Annotated in this window: 14 protein-coding genes; 13 read left to right on the top strand and 1 reads right to left on the bottom strand. The window is 71.1% G+C overall.

The features are described 5' to 3' along the window. Positions 1-41 precede the first annotated feature (41 nt). From ACIBJC_RS08400 to solA, 4 genes are all read left to right on the top strand, one after another. The gene (locus ACIBJC_RS08400; protein WP_399289522.1) at positions 42-1,394 is read left to right on the top strand and encodes a Rieske 2Fe-2S domain-containing protein; all 1,353 of its coding nucleotides are present in this window, start codon (positions 42-44) and stop codon (positions 1,392-1,394) included. Then, positions 1,381-2,913, top strand: coding sequence for a glutamine synthetase family protein (locus ACIBJC_RS08395; protein WP_399289520.1), 1,533 nt, complete (start codon positions 1,381-1,383; stop codon positions 2,911-2,913). Before ACIBJC_RS08400 ends, ACIBJC_RS08395 begins: the two co-directional genes overlap by 14 nt. A 73-nt stretch (positions 2,914-2,986) precedes the next feature. After that, positions 2,987-4,438, top strand: coding sequence for an aldehyde dehydrogenase family protein (locus ACIBJC_RS08390; RefSeq protein WP_399289518.1), 1,452 nt, complete (start codon positions 2,987-2,989; stop codon positions 4,436-4,438). Continuing rightward, a complete protein-coding gene (solA, locus tag ACIBJC_RS08385) occupies positions 4,435-6,987 on the top strand; it encodes an N-methyl-L-tryptophan oxidase (protein ID WP_399289516.1) in 2,553 nt (850 codons plus the stop codon). Before ACIBJC_RS08390 ends, solA begins: the two co-directional genes overlap by 4 nt. Positions 6,988-7,127: 140 nt before the next feature. Here the strand turns inward: solA and ACIBJC_RS08380 are convergent, their stop codons facing one another. Beyond that, positions 7,128-7,850: a GntR family transcriptional regulator gene (locus tag ACIBJC_RS08380; protein WP_399289514.1), complete on the bottom strand. Its 723-nt coding sequence runs from the start codon at positions 7,848-7,850 to the stop codon at positions 7,128-7,130. A gap of 188 nt (positions 7,851-8,038) precedes the next feature. Here ACIBJC_RS08380 and ACIBJC_RS08375 point away from each other — a divergent pair, with 188 nt between their 5' ends. The 9 genes from ACIBJC_RS08375 to ACIBJC_RS08335 all read left to right on the top strand — a co-directional run bounded on the left by ACIBJC_RS08375 (position 8,039) and on the right by ACIBJC_RS08335 (position 17,932). Beyond that, positions 8,039-9,985, top strand: a complete 1,947-nt coding sequence (locus ACIBJC_RS08375) for a primary-amine oxidase (RefSeq protein WP_399289512.1) — start codon at positions 8,039-8,041, stop codon at positions 9,983-9,985. Positions 9,986-10,167: 182 nt separating this feature from the next. Beyond that, positions 10,168-11,832 carry an ABC transporter substrate-binding protein gene (locus tag ACIBJC_RS08370; protein ID WP_399289510.1) on the top strand — a complete coding sequence of 555 codons (1,665 nt, stop codon included), beginning with the start codon at positions 10,168-10,170 and terminating at the stop codon, positions 11,830-11,832. Beyond that, on the top strand, positions 11,825-12,772 hold the full coding sequence (locus ACIBJC_RS08365) for an ABC transporter permease (RefSeq protein WP_399289508.1): 948 nt from the start codon (positions 11,825-11,827) through the stop codon (positions 12,770-12,772). The genes ACIBJC_RS08370 and ACIBJC_RS08365 overlap by 8 nt, the downstream gene beginning before the upstream one ends. A gap of 71 nt (positions 12,773-12,843) precedes the next feature. Further along, a complete protein-coding gene (locus ACIBJC_RS08360) occupies positions 12,844-13,854 on the top strand; it encodes an ABC transporter permease (RefSeq protein ID WP_399289506.1) in 1,011 nt (336 codons plus the stop codon). Positions 13,855-13,859: 5 nt separating this feature from the next. Then, a complete protein-coding gene (locus ACIBJC_RS08355; protein WP_399289504.1) occupies positions 13,860-14,549 on the top strand; it encodes an alpha/beta hydrolase in 690 nt (229 codons plus the stop codon). After that, entirely contained in the window at positions 14,546-15,634 is a 1,089-nt protein-coding gene (locus tag ACIBJC_RS08350; RefSeq protein WP_399289502.1) for an ABC transporter ATP-binding protein, read from the top strand. The genes ACIBJC_RS08355 and ACIBJC_RS08350 overlap by 4 nt, the downstream gene beginning before the upstream one ends. Continuing rightward, positions 15,631-16,659, top strand: a complete 1,029-nt coding sequence (locus tag ACIBJC_RS08345) for an oligopeptide/dipeptide ABC transporter ATP-binding protein (RefSeq protein WP_365809750.1) — start codon at positions 15,631-15,633, stop codon at positions 16,657-16,659. Before ACIBJC_RS08350 ends, ACIBJC_RS08345 begins: the two co-directional genes overlap by 4 nt. Then, on the top strand, positions 16,656-17,420 hold the full coding sequence (locus ACIBJC_RS08340; protein WP_365809752.1) for an amidohydrolase family protein: 765 nt from the start codon (positions 16,656-16,658) through the stop codon (positions 17,418-17,420). Before ACIBJC_RS08345 ends, ACIBJC_RS08340 begins: the two co-directional genes overlap by 4 nt. Then, complete coding sequence (locus ACIBJC_RS08335) at positions 17,417-17,932, top strand: cytidine deaminase (RefSeq protein WP_399289499.1); 516 nt, start codon at positions 17,417-17,419, stop codon at positions 17,930-17,932. Before ACIBJC_RS08340 ends, ACIBJC_RS08335 begins: the two co-directional genes overlap by 4 nt. The last annotated feature ends 7 nt before the right edge of the window (positions 17,933-17,939 follow it).

Genomic DNA, 17,939 nt, shown 5'->3' with positions numbered 1-17,939 from the left:
GCAAGGGGAGAGTGATGCTCAGACACGAGGACAATGTGCGCGTGACGCGCAGCGGCCCGGGTACACCGCTGGGTCGGCTCCTGCGGGCCTACTGGCAGCCCGTCGCCCTTGTCTCGGAGATGCCCGAGGACCGCCCGGTCAAGGCGGTCCGGGTCATGAGCGAGGACCTTGTCCTCTTTCGTCGGGATGAGGTTTCCGTCGAGGTCGGCGAGGGCGGATCAGCTGCGGCAGGCCCCACGGGTGAATGGGGTCTGGTCGGCCGCTACTGCGCGCACCGCGGGGTCGATCTCTCGTACGGGCGGCGGGAGAACGGCGGGCTGCGTTGCCTCTACCACGGGTGGCTGTACGGGCCGGACGGCCGATGCCTGGAGCAGCCCGCGGAGCCCGAGCACAGCTCGTTCGCCGAGAAGGTGCGCATCCCGAGCTATCCGTGTGTAGAACACAACGGCATCGTCTTTGCCTACCTCGGTGCCGGAGACCCGCCGCCCTTTCCGGCCTACGACTGCTTCCGCGCCCCCGAGTCGTACACCTTCGCCTTCAAAGGACGGTGGCAGTGCAACTGGCTGCAGGGCTTGGAGGGTGGTATCGACCCGAGCCATGTCTCCTTCCTGCACCGCTTCGTCGGAGAGGACCCGCGCGAGGCGTACGGGCAGCAGTTCAGCGAGGAGGTGGCGGGCACCGGGAAGAAGCTGTCGGAGCTGGTCGGCGACAACTTCCGCCCGGACATCGAGGTGGAGGGCGCCGAGCACGGTCTCCGGGTCTTCGCGCTGCGCGATCTCACCGAGGACGTACGGCACGTGCGGATCACCAACCTGGTGTTCCCGAACGCCTTCGTGGTGCCCTTCGGCAACAGCAAGTCCTTCTGCCAGTGGCACGTCCCCATCGACGACGAGAACCACTACTGGTTCATGATCCTCTACGACTTCGAGGAGGTCACCGACCAGGAGACTCTGCTGACCCAGCGGCTGAGGGAGGTCTCGCTGCCGGACTACCGTCCGCTGCGCAACCGGACGAACGACTGGGGCTTCGACCCCACGGAGCAGCGGGAACTCACCTATACGGGCATGGGTCTGGACATCAACGTCCACGACCAGTGGGCGGTGGAGAGCATGGGGCCCGTCCAGGACCGCACCGTCGAGCGGCTGGGTGTGTCCGACCGCGCCGTCACAGCCAACCGGCGGCTGCTGCTGAAGGCGATCGACTCCTTCGAGAACGGCAACCCGGTGCCGGGTCTGCCGCTGGACGTGGAGTCCGCCGAGGAGTTGACCGGTCCCCCCGCCATCGACACCGTCACGCCCGCCGAGGACTGGGAACGGGCCTGGCGGGAGCGGGAGTCGGAGCGGCGTAAGCGGTCTCCGTGGGCCGGGCGGGATGTGCGTCGTGCGCAGTGCTGACGAACGGCCGCGGGCCGAGGGCGGCGAGGGCCTGAAGGTGCGCCCGCTGACGAACGCCGGAGCCGGAGGCTTCGTGGAACGGCACGGTCTGTGGGACGACAGGCAGCACGCCGCTGCCGGTCAGATCCGCCGCGTGATCGACGAACTCGGCCTGGACATGGTGCGGTTCTCCTTCGCCGACCAGCACGGAGTGTTGCGCGGCAAGACGCTGACCCGCGACGCGGTGCCCGGCGCGCTGCGTTCCGGAGTCACCGCCCCGTCCTCGCTGCTGCTGAAGGACACCTCCGGCAGGACCGTCCTCCCGGTGTTCTCGGGGAGCGACCCACGGGTCGATCGCCGCTTCGCCGGCGCCGGCGACATCGTTCTGGTGCCCGATCCGACGACGTTCCGGGTGCTGCCCTGGACGGAACGCACCGGCTGGATCCTGTGCGACGTGTTCCACCCGGACGGCACGCCCTCGCCGTTCTGCCCGCGCGGGATGCTGCGCGCCAGGCTGGACGCGCTGGCCGGGGCGGGGTACGACCTCACGGTCGGCGTGGAGCTGGAGTTCCACGTCTTCCGCCCGGCGGCGGGGTCCGTACGGGTAGGTGCGGGCAGGCCGGGGACGCCCGGTCCGGCGCCCGAGGTGGAGCCGGTGAATGACGGTTCGCAACTGCTGCACGAGGAGGGTCTTGACCGGCTCGACGGGCTGGTGGGGCTGCTGCACCGCGGGCTCACCGGCCTGGATCTTCCGTTGCGCTCCCTCGAACTCGAATTCGGGCCGAATCAGCTGGAGTTGACGCTGGACGCGCGGGGCGCCGCGCGGGCCGCGGACGACGCGCTGCTGGCGCGGGCGGCGGTGCGGCAGATCTGCCGGAGGAACGGCTACCACGCGACGTTCATGTCCCGTCCGGCCGGTGCGGAGACCGCGTCGACAGGCTGGCACCTGCACCAGTCGCTGCGCTCCCGGGCGACCGGCGAGACCGTCTTCGACCCTTCGGCGGCGCGGGACGGGGACGGTGAGGTGCTGTCGGCACAGGGCCGGCACTACCTGGCCGGGCTGCTGGAGCACGCTTCCGCCGCCACCGTGTTCACCACCCCCACCGTCAACGGGTACAAGCGGTACCTGCCCCTGTCGCTGGCGCCGGACCGGGTGGTGTGGGGGGTCGACAACAAGGGGGCCATGGTGCGGGTCGTCGGCGGTCCGGGCACCGGCGGCGTACGGCTGGAGAACAGATCGGGGGAGCCGGCGGCCAACCCGTATCTCTACGTGGCGTCGCAGGTGGTCAGCGGGATGGACGGGATGGCCCGAAGACTCGATCCCGGCCCGCCGGTCCTCGACCCGTACGACGCGAAGGCCCCGGGACTTCCGGGGTCGCTGGCCGAGGCGCTGGACGCGCTCGACGCGGATCCGGTTTTCGCCCGCGCGCTCGGCCCGCACGTCGTCTCTTGGCTCACCGCGATCAAACGTGCCGAGTTCGCACGCTACTTGGGCCATGTCTCGGACTGGGAGCAGCGCGAGTACTTCGACCTCGTCTGACTGCGGCCCCAGGGCCCCGCTCCCGCGACACACAGGTAGGTCCCATGCCCCGCATCCGATCCAGGAAGACCCCATGACCATGTTTACCGCACAGCCCATGGAGCTGGAACCCTTCTTCGTCGACGGCCGGTGGATCGCCCCCGGAGACCACCGTACGTTCCCGGTCGTCGACCCGGCCTCGGGCACCGTCCTGGCGCATGTCGCGCAGGCCACGTCCGGCGACGTGGACGCCGCTGTGGAGGCCGCGGCCCGTGCGCACGAGGACGGCCGCTGGCGGAGTCTGCCCGCCGCGGAGAGGACCCGCGTGCTGAACCGAGTCGCGGAGCTGATCGAGGAGCATGCCGAAGAGCTGGCGGTGCTGGAGACCCGGGACAACGGTAAGCCGATCGAGAGGTCGCGCGCAGACACGGCGATGAGCGCGAAGACTTTCCGGCACTTCGCAGGTGCCCCGACGCGGCTGACCGGCACCGTCGTTCCCGTCGACGGTGGACACCACATCTACACGGTGCCCGAGCCGGCGGGCGTGGCCGCGTTGATCCTGCCGTGGAACTTCCCCATCATGACCGGCTGCTTCAAGCTGGCCCCCGCGCTCGCCGCGGGCTGCACCGTCGTCGTCAAGCCCGCCGAGCAGACCCCGCTGACCATGCTCCGCGTCGCCGCCCTGTGCGAGGAGGCGGGCCTGCCGGCGGGCGTGCTCAACGTGCTGACCGGAGACGGCGCGGTGGGCGCCGCACTCACCGCGCACCCCGGCGTGGCCAAGGTGTCCTTCACCGGCTCCACCGAGGTCGGCCGACAGGTCATGGCGGCCGCTGCCCCCTCCGTCAAGCGCCTCACCCTGGAACTCGGCGGCAAGAGCCCCAACATCATCTTCGCCGACGCCGACCTCGACGCCGCCGTCACCACCGCGATGCGGGCCGCCTTCGGCCACTCGGGTCAGATGTGCACGGCCGGCAGCAGGCTGCTGGTCCAGCGCTCCGTCCTCGCCGAGATGGAGGAACGTCTCGCAGAGGCGGTACGCGGGGTCCCGATGGGCAACGGACTGGACGGTGGTGTCACCGTCGGACCGCTGGTCTCCGAGGAGCAGCGGGCGCAGGTTCTCGGATACGTCGAAGCCGGCGTGGCCGAGGGAGCGACCCTCGTGGTCGGCGGCGGCGTGCCGGACCGGGTCGGCTTCTTCGTCGAGCCCACGCTTTTCACCGGCGTCACCCACATGATGCGGATCGCCCGCGAGGAGATCTTCGGCCCGGTGCTCGGCGTCATCCCGTTCGAGGACGAGGAGGAAGCCGTCGCCATCGGCAACGACACCGCCTACGGCCTCGCGGCCGGCGTCTGGACCAAAGACCTGTCCCGGGCGCACCGGATGGCGGCGCGGCTGCGGGCGGGGACCGTCTGGATCAACACCTACAACATCTTCGACCCGGCGCTTCCCTTCGGCGGCTTGGGCGACTCCGGACTGGGCCGGGACCTGGGCGACGACGCCCTCTATTCCTACTGCGAGCGCAAGGCGGTGGTCGTCGCACTATGAACGCCAACACAGCCGGCACCGCGGCGTCGGCGGAGTCCCCGGCCGCCGCCCTGAACGGGGCCTTCGACGTAGCGGCGCTGCGCGCCGCCACCCCGGGCATGCTGCACGCCCGCCATCTGAACGCGGCGGGCGCCGCGCTGCCCAGCCGGGCGACGCTGTCCGCCGTCACCGAGCACCTGCGTCTGGAGTCCCTGCTGGGCGGTTACGAAGCCGCCGAGGCGCTGAGCGCGCGCACGGAGGAGGTGTACCGCGCGGCGGCGCGGCTGCTCGGCGCCAGGCCCGAGGACATCGCGCTGGTGGAGAGCGCGTCGGTGGCCTGGCAACGCGCGCTCGGCGCACTGCGGCTCGGGGCGGGGGACCGGGTCCTGGCCACCTCGTCCACGTACGTCAGCTCGGCCCTGCACCTGCTGGAACTGCGGGAGTCGCACGGCATCGTGCTGGAGGTGCTGCCCGCGGACGCGAGCGGACAGGTGGACCTCGGTGCGCTGGAGAGGGCTCTGCGCGAGCCTGCGGCGCTCGTCACGGTCGCCCATGTGCCCACCTCGTCGGGGCTGGTGGAACCGGTCGCCGAGGTCGGCGCGCTGGCCGCCCGCGCGGGCGTGCCGATGCTGCTGGACGCGACGCAGTCGCTCGGGCAACTCCCGGTCAGCGTCGAGGGTATGGGCTGCGGGATCGTCGTCGCCACCGGCCGTAAGTTCCTGCGCGGCCCGCGCGGGACCGGGCTGTTGTACGTAGCTCCGGAGCTGCGCGCGACGGCCCGGCCCGCGGCCCCCGACGTGCGGGGGGCCGCGTGGTCGGCGGCCCACCGCTACGAACTCGTGGCCGGGGCCCAGCGCTACGAGACGTGGGAAGCCTCCCACGCGCTGCGGCTGGGTCTTGGCACGGCCCTTCAGGAGACGCTCGACCTAGGGGTGGAGCGCATCAGAGACCACGTGACCGCGCTGGCCGGGCGGATGCGGGCCGGACTGTCCGGCGTACCCGGGATCCGGGTCACCGATCCGCCCGCGGCGGCGTCGGGGATCGTCACCTTCCTTCGGGAGGACGAGGACCCGCGCCAGACCGTACGGGACCTGCGGGCCACCGGCTGCCGCCTGACGACGGTGCCCGCCGCGCACGGGCAGTGGGACCTGGGGCGGCGCGGGCTGGCGCGGGTGGCGCGGGCCTCCTTCCACGTCTACAACAGTGAGGACGACGTGGACGCCCTCCTTGCCTCTCTGGCGGAGCGGGAACGGCGACGCGGAACCGCGGCACTCGCCGCGCCCCGGCCCGCCGGAGCTGCGCTCGCGGGGCGCGTCCCCGGCCTCCCCGCCGCTGCGAGAGGACCTGTCACCGACCCGGCCGCCGTTGCGGGGGAGCCCGCCCCGGGCTCCGTGCTTCGCGCTCGGGCCGGGCGCGGTGGCGGGCGGGCCGACGTGATCGTCGTCGGGGCCGGGATTCACGGGTCCTCCGCCGCCTGGCATCTGGCGGCCAGGGGTGCACGCGTCGTCCACCTCGACCGGTTCGCGGCGGGCCACACCCGGGGCTCCTCGCACGGCCGGACCCGGATGATCAGGCGCGCGTACCCCTCCCCTGTCTGGGATCCGCTGGTCGACACCGCCTACGCGGCCTGGGCGGAACTCGAACTGGCCGCCGGACAGCGGCTGGTGACCAGGACCGGTGGTCTGTACGCCCGCGCGGCCGACGCCCCGATCACCCTGCGCGGCCCCGGCTGCGAACAGGTGGACCACGTCCGCGCCGCGGAGCTGTTCCCGGGCCTGCGGCTGTGCGAGGGATTCTCCGCGACGCACGACCCGGCCGCCGGAGTCATCGACGCGGCGGCCTCGCTCACGGCGCTGGCCTCGCTCGGCCGGGTCCACGGGGTGGACCGGCGGGACGGCTGCGCCGTACTCGGCTGGCGTCGGGACGGCGACGGCGTACGCGTCGAGACGGAGGTGGGCGTGCTGCGGGCCGACCGGCTGGTCGTCGCCGCGGGCCCTTGGACCGGCGAACTGCTCCCCGCCTTCGCCGGACCGCTGAGCGTCGTGCGGATCGTCAACGTGCACCTCGGCTCCTCCCGGCAGCACCTGCTCCAGCCACCGCTCCTCGGCCCGTTCTCGGTCGATGTCCCGGACCTGGGCCTGCTGTACGGCATCCCCTCCTTCGACGGCGCAGGCGTCAAGATCGGACTGGACCACGGCCCGGAGGAGGACCCGTCGGCGCCGGCCGAGCCGGTCACCGCCGCCGAGCGCGACCGGCTCCTGGGCGTGGCCTCGCGGTTCCTCCCGGCCGCCGACGGTCCGGTGGAGGAGACGATCACCTGCCGCTACACGATGGCACCGAACAATCGGTTCGCCGTCGGGCGGCTGCCCGGCGAGAAGCGGGTCCTGGTCGTCGCGGCCTGCTCCGGCCACGGCTTCAAGTTCGGCCCCGCCCTGGGCGCCGCTCTCGCGGACCTGGCGGAGGGCAAGGAGCGGGCCGACCTGGATTTCCTGTCCCCGGCCGCGATGGCCGGCACCGCGGAAACGGGCCGCTCCGGGGCCGCCGGGCCGACGCGGGAGGCCCGGACATGACCCCCGGTGCCCGCGCGGGCGAAGCGTCAAGAGCTGTTGCCCAACTCCGATTCGGATCAGACCGAGGGGCGCGGGGCTGTCGAATCCGAGGCGGAGGTGCCGAGCCCCTCGGGCCCGGAGCGGGGTCGGACAACGGCTTCTCAGCCCCGGAATACGGTGGCCGACCGCTGCTCGTACCACCGGGCCAATTGCTCGCCGGCACTGATCACGTGGGCTTTCATCTGGCGGCGGGCGTCTTCTGCGTCCTCGGCGGCGAGCGCTTCGACGATCCGTTCGTGCTCACGGATGTTGTCCTCACGATGACGGGAGTTGTCCCGGAGGACGAGGGCGGAGATGTTGCGCGGGAACGCCTCGTTGATGTCTTTGATCGCCCGGGCGAGCCGTTCGTTGCCGGCCGTGGTGTGGATGAGCGTGTGGAAGCAGTCGTTCGCCGAGGTGGAGGGCGAGGCGCCCTCCACGGGTGCGGTCCGGCCGCTCATCGCCCGCACCGTCTGGTTGGCCTCGCGAAGCTCCCGCAGCACATCGGGGGTGATCGCCCGTACGGCACGTACGCAGGCGAGCCCTTCGAGCTCGGCGCGCACCTCGTAGGCCTCGCGGACCTCCCAGGGGGCGGGGACCCGGACGACGGCGCCCCGGTTGGGCAGCACCTCGATGAGACCGCCGGCCTGGAGCTGGCGCAGCGCCTCCCGCACGGGGGTGCGGCTCACGCCGAGGGCCTTGGCGAGCTCGGCCTGGCGGAGCTGGGCTCCAATGGGGATCAGGCCGGAGAGGATGCGGGCCCTGATGGCGGCGGCCGTGTCGTCGACGAGGGCCTTGCCCGTTCCTCCGGGCGAACTCTCGTCCTGTGCTGGGGCGGTGTCCATGAAGCCTCCGTCTGGTCGGGAAAGGGCGGGGCGGCGGTCCGGGACGCGGCGCAGCCGCACCGGGAGCCCCGGCCCCGGCAGGAGTCGGGACTCCCTTGAGGACTCCATGCCGACCATTATGTATCCAGTTCGGTGATTTCAGGATCCACTACTGGATCCGCAGTTCGCGCGAGTGAGTGGAGCAAGCCATGAATCGTCCTGGAAGTGTCAGCACGCGCGTGCACGCGCGGCGGGACCGTACCCACCCCATCGACCCGCTGTCCCCCGCGGAGATCGACGCGGCGGTCGCCGTCGCGCGGGCCGACGGACGGCTCGGCGAGCGGACCCGGTTCTGGGGCGCGGTCCTGGACGAGGACTTCGCCCGCGAGGTCATGGCCGGCAGGCATCCCGAGGGCGAACTGCGGGTCGGGCTGGTCGCGATGGACCACGACCTGCCCGGCGGTTGGGAGATCGACGTCCAGCTCGGCGCCGAGCCGCGCTGTCTCGACTGGCGGCCGGTGGACATCCGCCGCCCCGGCATCACCTCGACCGAGGCGCGCGCCGCGGCCCAAGCGTGCAGGGAGAGTCCGCTGTTCCGTGAGGCGCTGGCCCGGCGCGGCATCCACGACGTGTCTCTGACGGTGATCGACGCCGAGTCGATCGGTGGCTTCGTGCCGGAGAAGTACAAGGACCGCCGCATCACCTGGGGTTCGGTCTGGCACCGGGTCCAGGAGGACGACAACGCCTACGTCCGTCCCGTACAGGGTGTGATCCCCCTCGTCGACATGGCGACGATGGAGGTGCTGGAGGTCGAGGACCACGGCGTCGTCCCGGTCTCGGAGGAGCCCGGCCCGCTGGCGGCGGGTGGCTTCGGCCCGGACCGCGAGGGCCTCAAGCCTCTGGAAGTGGTGCAGCCGGAGGGCCCGAGCTTCACCGTCGACGGCCACCGGGTCCGCTGGCAGGGCTGGGACTTCCGGATCGGCTTCACCCACCGTGAGGGCCTGGTCCTGTACGACCTGCGGTTCCTGGACCGCTCGGTGCTCAAGCGTGCCGCCTGCAACGAGATGTACGTCCCCTACCTCGACCCGAGCTCCACGCAGTTCCGCAAGAACTTCTTCGACTGGGGCGAGTACGGCGCGGGCCCGCTCACCAACTCCCTGGCGCTGGGCTGCGACTGCCTGGGGGTCATCCACTACTTCGACGCGGCCTACCTCGGCGGCGACGGCACCGCCCAGGAGATCACCCAGGCGATCTGCATGCACGAGGAGGACGACGGCATCCTCTGGAAGCACAACGACCTGCGCCGCGGGGTGAGTGAGGTGCGCCGCTCCCGGCGGCTGATCATCTCCTGCTTCCAGACGGTGGCCAACTACGACTACGGCTTCTACTGGTCGCTCTACCAGGACGGCAGGATCGAGCTGGAGATCAAGCTGACCGGCATGCTGTCGGCCTCCGGCATCCAGGAGGGCGAGGAGGTGCGCCACGGCCGGGTGGTCTCGCGCACCGTCCAGACCCCCACACATCAACACTACTTCGGCCTGCGCCTGGACACCGCCGTCGACGGCCCGCGCAACCGCCTGGTGGAGGAGAACGCCGAGGCCGAGGACGACCCGGCCCACGACCCGTACGGCAACGCGGTCCGGATGGTGCGTACGCCGCTGCTCTCCGAGTCCGAGGCCGCCCGCCGGACCAGCCCGGAGACGGCGCGGCACTGGCGGGTGGAGAGCGCCGAGCGGACGAACCGCTACGGGGAGCCGACGGCGTACCGGCTGCTGCTGCCCCACACCACCCGGCCGTTCGCGCGGCCCGACTCGGTGATGGCCCGTCGGGCGCCCTTCGTCCACCAGCATCTGTGGGCGACCGTCTCGGACCCGGCCGAGCAGTACCTCGGAGGCCAGTACCCGAACCAGGCGGAGCCCGGAGAGGACGGCGTACACGTCTGGCAACGGAAGAACCGTTCGCTGGACGGGGCGGAGCTGGTGCTGTGGCCGGTCGTGGGATCGCACCACTTCCCGCGTCCCGAGCAGTGGCCGGTCATGCCGGTCGACAAGGTGAGGCTGGTCTTCGAGCCCGACGGATTCTTCGACCGCAACCCCGCCATGGACATCCCCGACCCCTCCGCCGACGGCAGCGGCGACCACTGCTGCGCGGACTGACCGACCGTCACACACCATGTGATGTCAACTTATGCCAACAGTTGTCACATAAGTTTGCATTTAATCAGCTCGCAATATCCGAGATACACCCGTGAAGCGCGAGCCGGACACAATACTTTGGATCCAATTCTTTGTTGATTAGATCCATTCCTTAGAGGGATGGCGCCGCCAAGGAGGCACTCATGCCGGATCAGTCGCAGAGATCGCCCTCACACCAGCAGGCCGCACCGGACGTCTCGCGCCGCACCATGTTGCGCGGAGCAGGCGTCCTCGGTGTCGGAGTGGGATTCGGACTCACTCCCCTGCTCACCGCCTGCGGTGTGGTCGACGGGGCCGGGAAGTCCGGTGGAGGATCCGGCAAGGGCGGCACCCTGACCCTCGGCATCGACTCCACCAGTGCCGTCAACGACCCCGCCTTCTACACCACGCTCGGCGACTGGATGGCGGTGGACTGCGTCTGCCGCGGCCTCACCTTCATATCCTTCGCGTCCAACGAACCCACCGGAGACCTCGCGAAGAGCTGGACGGTCTCCGACGACCAGCTCACCTACACCTTCGCCCTCCGCGAGGGCGTGAGGTTCCACGACGGCACGACCCTCACCTCCGCGGACGTCCTGGCAAGCCTCGACCGGCAGTTCGATCCCGAGAACAAGACCCTGCCCAAGGGCGCCACCAGACCACTCGGCTCGCTCGGCGCGAACGTCGCCTCGCTCACCGCCGAGGGCGAACTCACCGTCAAGATGGTGCTCAAGACGCCGGACCGCACCGTCCTCGCCCAGCTCTCCGACATCGGCGGACGCGTCATCTCCAAGGCGGCCCTCGACAAGTACGGCGCCGACATCGGCAAGCACCTCGTCGGTACAGGCCCCTTCCAGCTCTCCTCGGCCACCTCCGGCCAGTCGATCACCCTCAAGGCGTTCGACGGCTTCCGGCTCGGTCGCCCACCGGTCGACCGACTGGTCCTGCGCCAGGTGCAGGACCAGTCGACGATCGTCAGCTCCCTGCTCAGCGGCGACCTGTCCGCCACCCAGTTCACTCCCTACTCGGCCGCCCAGCAGCTGAAGTCCGACCCCGCGGTCACCGTCCACGACACCCCGGACGGCTTCGACGCGATCCTGATGATCGATGCCCGGCGCGTCCCCGAGCTGAAGGTACGCAAGGCCATCAACCTGGCCATCGACCGCAAGGCGATCCTGCAACAAGCCTTCTACGGCATCGGCAGCGAACCGAAGGGCTACGCCATCCCGCCGGCCCAGAACGGCTACGACACCAGCCTCGCCGATCTCAGCGAGAGGAACCTCGCGCTGGCCAAGAAGCTGCTCGCCGAGGCCGGGGCGCAGGGCCGCGAGATCGGGCTCATGGCGGCCAGCGACTCCTGGCACCCCAAGGCCGCCCAGATCATCAAGCAGAACCTGGAGGACGCCGGGTTCACAGTGAAGACCGCGTCCGTCGACCCGGCGTCCTACTTCAGCCGGCTCGCCGACACGAAGGACGACTTCCACGACCTGATGATCTGGGAACGCAACTCCTACGTACCCGACCCCAACAACATGGTCGGTTCCATGGCCAACCCCGCCGGTCTCTACGGCAGCACCATCACCGGTATGGACACGCTGAAAGGCGCCGAGACGCTGGCGGACGAGCTGCGAGAGGCCAAGAACCTGCCGGAGGGCCCGAAACGCACCGCCGCCTACTCCCGGATACAGCGGCGCTGGGCGGAGGAGTACATGGTGATCTCCATGCTGGCCTGCTCCACCAATCTGGTGGTCAGCGGCGCCGACGTGAAGGGCATGAACACCGCCGCCCTCAGCACCCACCGCTGTTTCATGGAGAAAGCCAGTGTCTGACCCGGTGGGTGCCGTGACCGGCGCCATCGAGGTGCCGGCGGGGGACGCCGGTCCCCCCGTCCCCCGCCCCGCTCCCCCCAGGGGCCGGGCGGGGCGGCCGGGCCCGCTCGAGTGGCTGCGCGGCCTGGGCATCGGCGGATCCTGGCCGGCCGTGGTGTCCTGGGTGTTCCTGGCCGCCGTGATCCTCATCGCCCTCGTCGGGCCGCTGCTGATCCAGGCCGACCCGGCACGCCAGACTCCCTCGGCGCTGCTGCCCATCGGCTCGCCGGGCCATCCGCTCGGCACCGACGATCTGGGCCGCGACGAACTGGCCCGGCTGGTGTACGGGGCGCGTCCCCTGTTGCTGGTGTCCTTCGCGGCAACCGCCCTCGCCGCCGCGGCCGGCACCGGTATCGGCCTGCTCGCGGGCTACGTCGGCGGGATTACCGAGCAGACGCTGATGCGTGTCGTCGACCTGGCGCTCGCGTTCCCGTCGATCCTGCTCGTCATCCTGCTGGTGGCCGCGGCGGGACCGGGCACCGTGAGCCTCACGGTCGGCATCGGCGTCTCCCTGGCACCCGGCCTGGCCCGGCTGGCCCGCGCCCTCACCACCCGGGAGGCCGCCAAGGACTACGTCGTCGCCTCCCGGCTCGGCGGAACCCGTACACCCCGTGTGCTGGTCCAGGAAATCCTGCCCAACATCGCCGGGCCCATGCTGGCCCAGGTGGTGATGACCCTCTCCGTCGCCGCCGGATTCGCCGCCGGCCTGTCCTATCTCGGCCTCGGTATCCAACCGCCCACGTCCGACTGGGGCTACATGGTCCAGGCCGGTCAGGAGTTCCTGCACTCCGCACCGCGGCTGGTGGTGCTCCCCGCGGGCCTAACCCTGCTGTACGTCGTGGCCTGCAACTTCGTCGGCGACGACCTGCGGGATTCGCTCGACCCCCGGGGGACCGTATGAGCACCCTCACTGTGCCTCGTCCCCGGCGCCCGCGACGCCCCGGCTCCGGGAGCCTCGGCACCCTCCGGGTCATGGCCGCCCGGCTGCTGGCCGTGCCGGTCGTGCTGTTCGCGCTGGCGTCCCTGGTGTTCCTCGCCATGCGTCTACTGCCCGGCTCGCCCGCCGCATCCCTCGCGGGTGGCGGAACAAACCTGTCGGCCGAGCAGATCGCGGAGAACGAGGCGCGCGCCGGCCAGGCCCTGGGCCTCGACCAGCCGCTGTTCACCCAGTACGTCAGCTATCTCGACGACCTGGTGCACCTGCGGTTCGGTTCGTCGTTCTTCGGCTCCAACAGTGTCCTCAGCCTGCTCGGCGACGCGCTGCCGGGCACCATCGAACTGACCGTGGCCGCGATGGCTTTGGCGGTGCTGATCGGGGTGACCACCGGCGTGCTCGCCGCACTGCGCAGGGGCACCTGGGTGGACACCGTCACCAGGACCGTGGCCACCGTGAGCTTCTCGCTGCCGTGGTTCGCGCTCGGTGTCCTCGGCATCGTCGTCTTCGGTGTCCAACTGCGCTGGCTGCCCGTACTCGGCCGGCTGCCCAGCTCGCTCGACTACTCGCCGACGACGAACTTCGTGCTGATCGACGCCGTCCTGCAGAACCGGCCCGAGCTGGTCGGCCCCTGGATCCAGCACCTCGTCCTGCCCGCCACCACCCTGGCTCTGTCGATGGCCGGCTACATCACCCGTATCGTGCGCGCCTCGGTGCTGGAGGTCCTCGGCGACGACTTCGTCAGAACCGCCCGGATGAAAGGTCTCGCGCCGGGTGCCGTGGTCCGCCGCCACGTGCTGCGCAACGCCTGGCTTCCGATCGTCACCGTCCTCGGCCTCCAGTTCGGCTCGCTCCTGGGCGGCTCCGTGATCACCGAGACCGTCTTCTCCTACGGCGGTGTCGGCCAACTCCTGGTGCAGGGAGTGCTTCAGCGCGACTACCCGGTCGTGCAGGGCGCGGCCCTCGCCATCGCCCTTCTGTTCACTCTCGTCAACTACGCGGTGGACCTGCTGTACATGATCCTCGACCCACGAACAGGGAAAGGCTGAGCCACATGAACATCGTGCTGGTCCACGGCGCCGGAGGGCGCCCCACCACCTGGATCGACGTGGAGCCCCGGCTCGCCGCCCTGGGGCACCGGACCGTCACCGTCACCAATCCGCTGACCTCTCTTCAGGACGATGTCGCGCACACCACTGCCGCCGTCGAGGCGCTCCAGGGCCCGGTACTGCTCGCCGGTCACTCGTACGGGGGCGCGGTCATCACCAACGTGGGCAACCACAAGTCCGTCCGCGGACTCGTCTTCATCGCCGCGTTCGGGCCGGACAAGGGCGAGACCGTCAACGGGATCGTCGAACGGTACGAGCCCGCGGAGATATCGGCGTACATGCGGCGTGGCCCCGACGGCGAGTGGAAGTCCGAACCGGACGAGAGGTTCTGGGCCGAGATAGGCCCCGACCTCTCGCCCCGCCACCGGGCCGTCGTCGAGGCCGAGGGACGCCCCGCGGCGAACCTCATCTTCAGGCAGCCGACCGGAGAGCCTGCCTGGCGCACCCTGCCCAGCTGGTACCTGGTCGCCGACGACGACCGCACCCTGCGCCCCGAGGCCCAACGGGACATGGCCGCCCGGATGAAGGCCACGACCTCGAACGTTCCCGGCAGCCACTACACCACGCTGGTGCATCCGGAACGGGTGGCCGACCTCATCCACACCGCGGCCGTGACAGTGAGCGGCACCCCGTGACCACGCCCGCCGAGGGTCACCAGGACCGCCCCGCGCCCGAGGGGCAATCGCCACCTGTGCTGGAGATCCGGGACCTCCGAGTCGGCTTCGACGGTCCCGCGGGCCGGCTTCCGGCCGTCGGCGGGGTCGACCTCACCCTGAGAAGGGGGGAGATCCTGGCGCTGGTCGGCGAGTCGGGCTCGGGCAAGTCCGCCCTGGCGATGAGCCTGGTCGGCCTCAACCGGGGCCCGCGTACACATATCAGCGGGGAGGTGGAGTTCGCCGGCCGCGATCTCGTCATGGCCACCGAGCGCGAACTGCGCGAGGTCCGGGGCAAGGACGTCACCGTGGTCTTCCAGGACGCGCTCGCCGCCCTCAACCCGCTGCACAGGGTGGGCGACCAGGTCGGCGAGATGATCCGCGCCCACCGCAAGGTCCCGCGGCAGCGGGCGAGGGAGCGGGCCGTGGAACTGCTCGGTGAAGTCGGCATCGCCGGCCCCCGCCGCAACGCCGACGCCTACCCGCACCAGCTCTCCGGCGGCATGCGCCAACGCGTGATGATCGCCATGGGGCTGGCCAACGACCCGGCCGTACTGATCGCGGACGAACCCACCACGGCGCTGGACGTGACGATCCAGGCACAGGTGCTGTCCGTGCTGGAACGGGTGCGCCTCGCCCACGGCACCTCTGTCCTGCTGATCACACACGACCTCGGCGTGGTCGCCGAGGTCGCCGACCGGGTCGCCGTCATGTACGCGGGCCGAATCGTCGAGCAGGGGCTGCGCGACGACGTGCTGTTCAACCCGCAACACCCGTACACGATGGGACTTCTGGGCTCAGTGCCGCCGATCGACGGACCGGTCGCCGACCGGCTGCCCGCGATCCCCGGAAGCCCGCTGACGGGCATGGACCGGCCCCGCGGCTGCGCGTTCGCCCCCCGGTGCGCCTTCGCCCGGGACGCCTGCCGTCAACAGCCCCTTCTGGAGCGGCGCTTCGGAGCCCCCGGCCAGCTCGACGCCTGTGTCCTGCCCGCCCGCGAACGCGACGCGGCGCGCCGGGCGGGCCCGGAACCGGCCCCGTCACCCGCCACGGAGGGGAACTCATGACCTCGTCACCGCCCCTGCCCGCCTCGCCGGTCCCCCCGGCGCGCCGGGGCACTCCGCTCATCAGGGCGGAGAAGCTGCGTGTGGAGTACCGAGGCCGCCTCGGCGGGGGCAAGTTTCGTGCCCTGCGCGACGTGGACCTGGAGATCATCGAGGGCGAGACGCTGGGTCTGGTCGGCGAGTCCGGCTGTGGCAAGTCCACCCTGGGCCGGGCCCTGCTGCGGGTCGTCGAACCCGCCGCGGGCACCATCGACTTCCTCGGGCTGAACATCACCCGGCTGCGCGGTACCCGGCTGCGGCGCACGCGGGCCGACATGCAGATGGTGTTCCAGGACCCGTTCGGCTCGCTGAACCCGCGGCGCAGGATCGCCGACATCGTCGCCGAGCCGCTGCTACGGGTCCGCGGGGCGAGCCGTGCCGAGGCGGACCGGACCGTGGCGGAACTGCTGGAGCGGGTGGGCCTCGGCGGCGAGGCCGGCGGGCGCAGGCCGCACGAGTTCTCCGGCGGGCAGCGCCAGCGCATCGGCATCGCGCGGGCGCTCGCCTCCTCGCCCAAGTTCGTGGTGGCCGACGAGGCCGTCTCCGCCCTGGACGTCTCCATCCAGGCGCAGGTGCTGAACCTGCTGTCGGACCTGGTGCGCGAGCGCGGCCTGACCATGCTCTTCATCTCCCATGACCTGGGTGTCGTACGGCACATCACCGACCGGGTGGCCGTCATGTACCTCGGGCAGATCGTCGAGATCGCCTCCCGGGACGACTTCTTCTCCGGCCCCGCCCACCCCTACTCCTCCGCGCTGCTGTCCTCGGTGCCGTCACTGCGCCCCAGCGGGCGGCGCGAACGGCAGGTCCTGGAGGGGGATCTGCCGGATCCGGCGAATCCACCGGACGGCTGTCTCTTCCAGACCCGCTGCCCCTTCGCCGACGCAACCTGCCGCACCCGTATGCCGGAGCTGACGGAGTTCGTCCCCGGGCGCAGCGTGCGCTGCCACAAGCCCTTGGTGTCCACAAGAGAGGCCGGCCCTTCATGATCATCGACGCGTACAACACCACTCAGGACGTCCGGGGACGGTCCGACTACCTCACGGGGGTACGCAAGGGGGAGGCGCCGCCGCCGCACACGCCGTTCGACCCCCGGCGGATCATCGACCGAATGGATGCGGCCGGCGTCGACATGGCGATGGTGTGCTCACTCGCCCAGCGCATCGAGAACGACTTCATCAGCTCCCTCGTCGCCGCCCACCCGGACCGCTTCTTCGGTTTCGGGCAGGCGTTGCCGCAGGCGGACGACGCGGTCGAGGAGATCGACCGGATGGCCGACGCGGGCCTGGTGGGTCTCAAGCTGCATCCCAGCCTGCACGGTTACCACGTCGCCGACCACGGGCTGCTCGACCCGTTGTTCGAGGCTTGCGCGCGGCGTGGCCTGATGGTGTTGATCAACGCCCTGGACGACTCGTTCTGCGCCCCGCTGGCGATCGAGGAGATCGCCCGCGACCACCCGGAAGTGCCGACGATCATCGCCCACATGGGCGCGGTGTGGAACGTCCCCGAGGCGATCATTGTCGCCGAGCGACAGCCCCATGTGTATCTGGAGACCTCCGCGACGCTGATGAGCGACGTCAAACGCGCCTACGCGCGGCTGGGCCCGGAGAAGATCCTGATGGGCAGCGAGTGGCCCGGCTCCGACTTCGACCTGGAGCGCATGAAGATCGCCAAGGCCGTACCGGACGACAAGGACCGGGCTCTCGTCGAGGGCGGCAACATGGCCCGGCTGCTGGGGATCTCCGTATGAGCGCCGGCGACACCGGCACAGGCGCCGGGCCGCGGGCACGGACGCGGGCACCGGCGCCGGCCGTATCCGCGGCGTCCGTCGCCGTCCCCCCTTCCATGAGCGGGGCGGACGCCGAACTGCTCGCGGTCGCGCAGGAGGTGCTGGGCCGTGTCTGGCGCGACGGCCGACACGAGGTCGCCACGGCACTGCGCACCGCCGACGGAGCCGTCCACACCGGCGTCCACGTCGAAGGATCCTGTCGGCGAAGCTCCGTCTGCGCCGAGGGCGTCGCCCTGGGAACCGCGCGTGGGGCGTACCCCGGCGGCGAGCCGCTGACTGTCATCTCGGTCGTCTCCGTCCAGATCAAACCCGCGGGCCGGTTCCGCGTCATCGCCCCGTGCGGCGTGTGCCGCGAACTGATCAGCGACTACAGCCCGGACGCCACCGTCTGGGTCACCACGCCCGACGACGACGAGGTCGTCCCGATGAGGGCCCTCGACCTGCTGCCGGAGAAGAGCCGGCGCGCGTGGTGAACTCCGG

This window comes from Streptomyces sp. NPDC050509 (assembly GCF_044457965.1).
GTDB lineage: Bacteria > Actinomycetota > Actinomycetes > Streptomycetales > Streptomycetaceae > Streptomyces.
The sequence above is the reverse complement of the archived record's forward strand: the minus strand, read 5'-3'. Positions and strand labels throughout refer to the sequence as shown.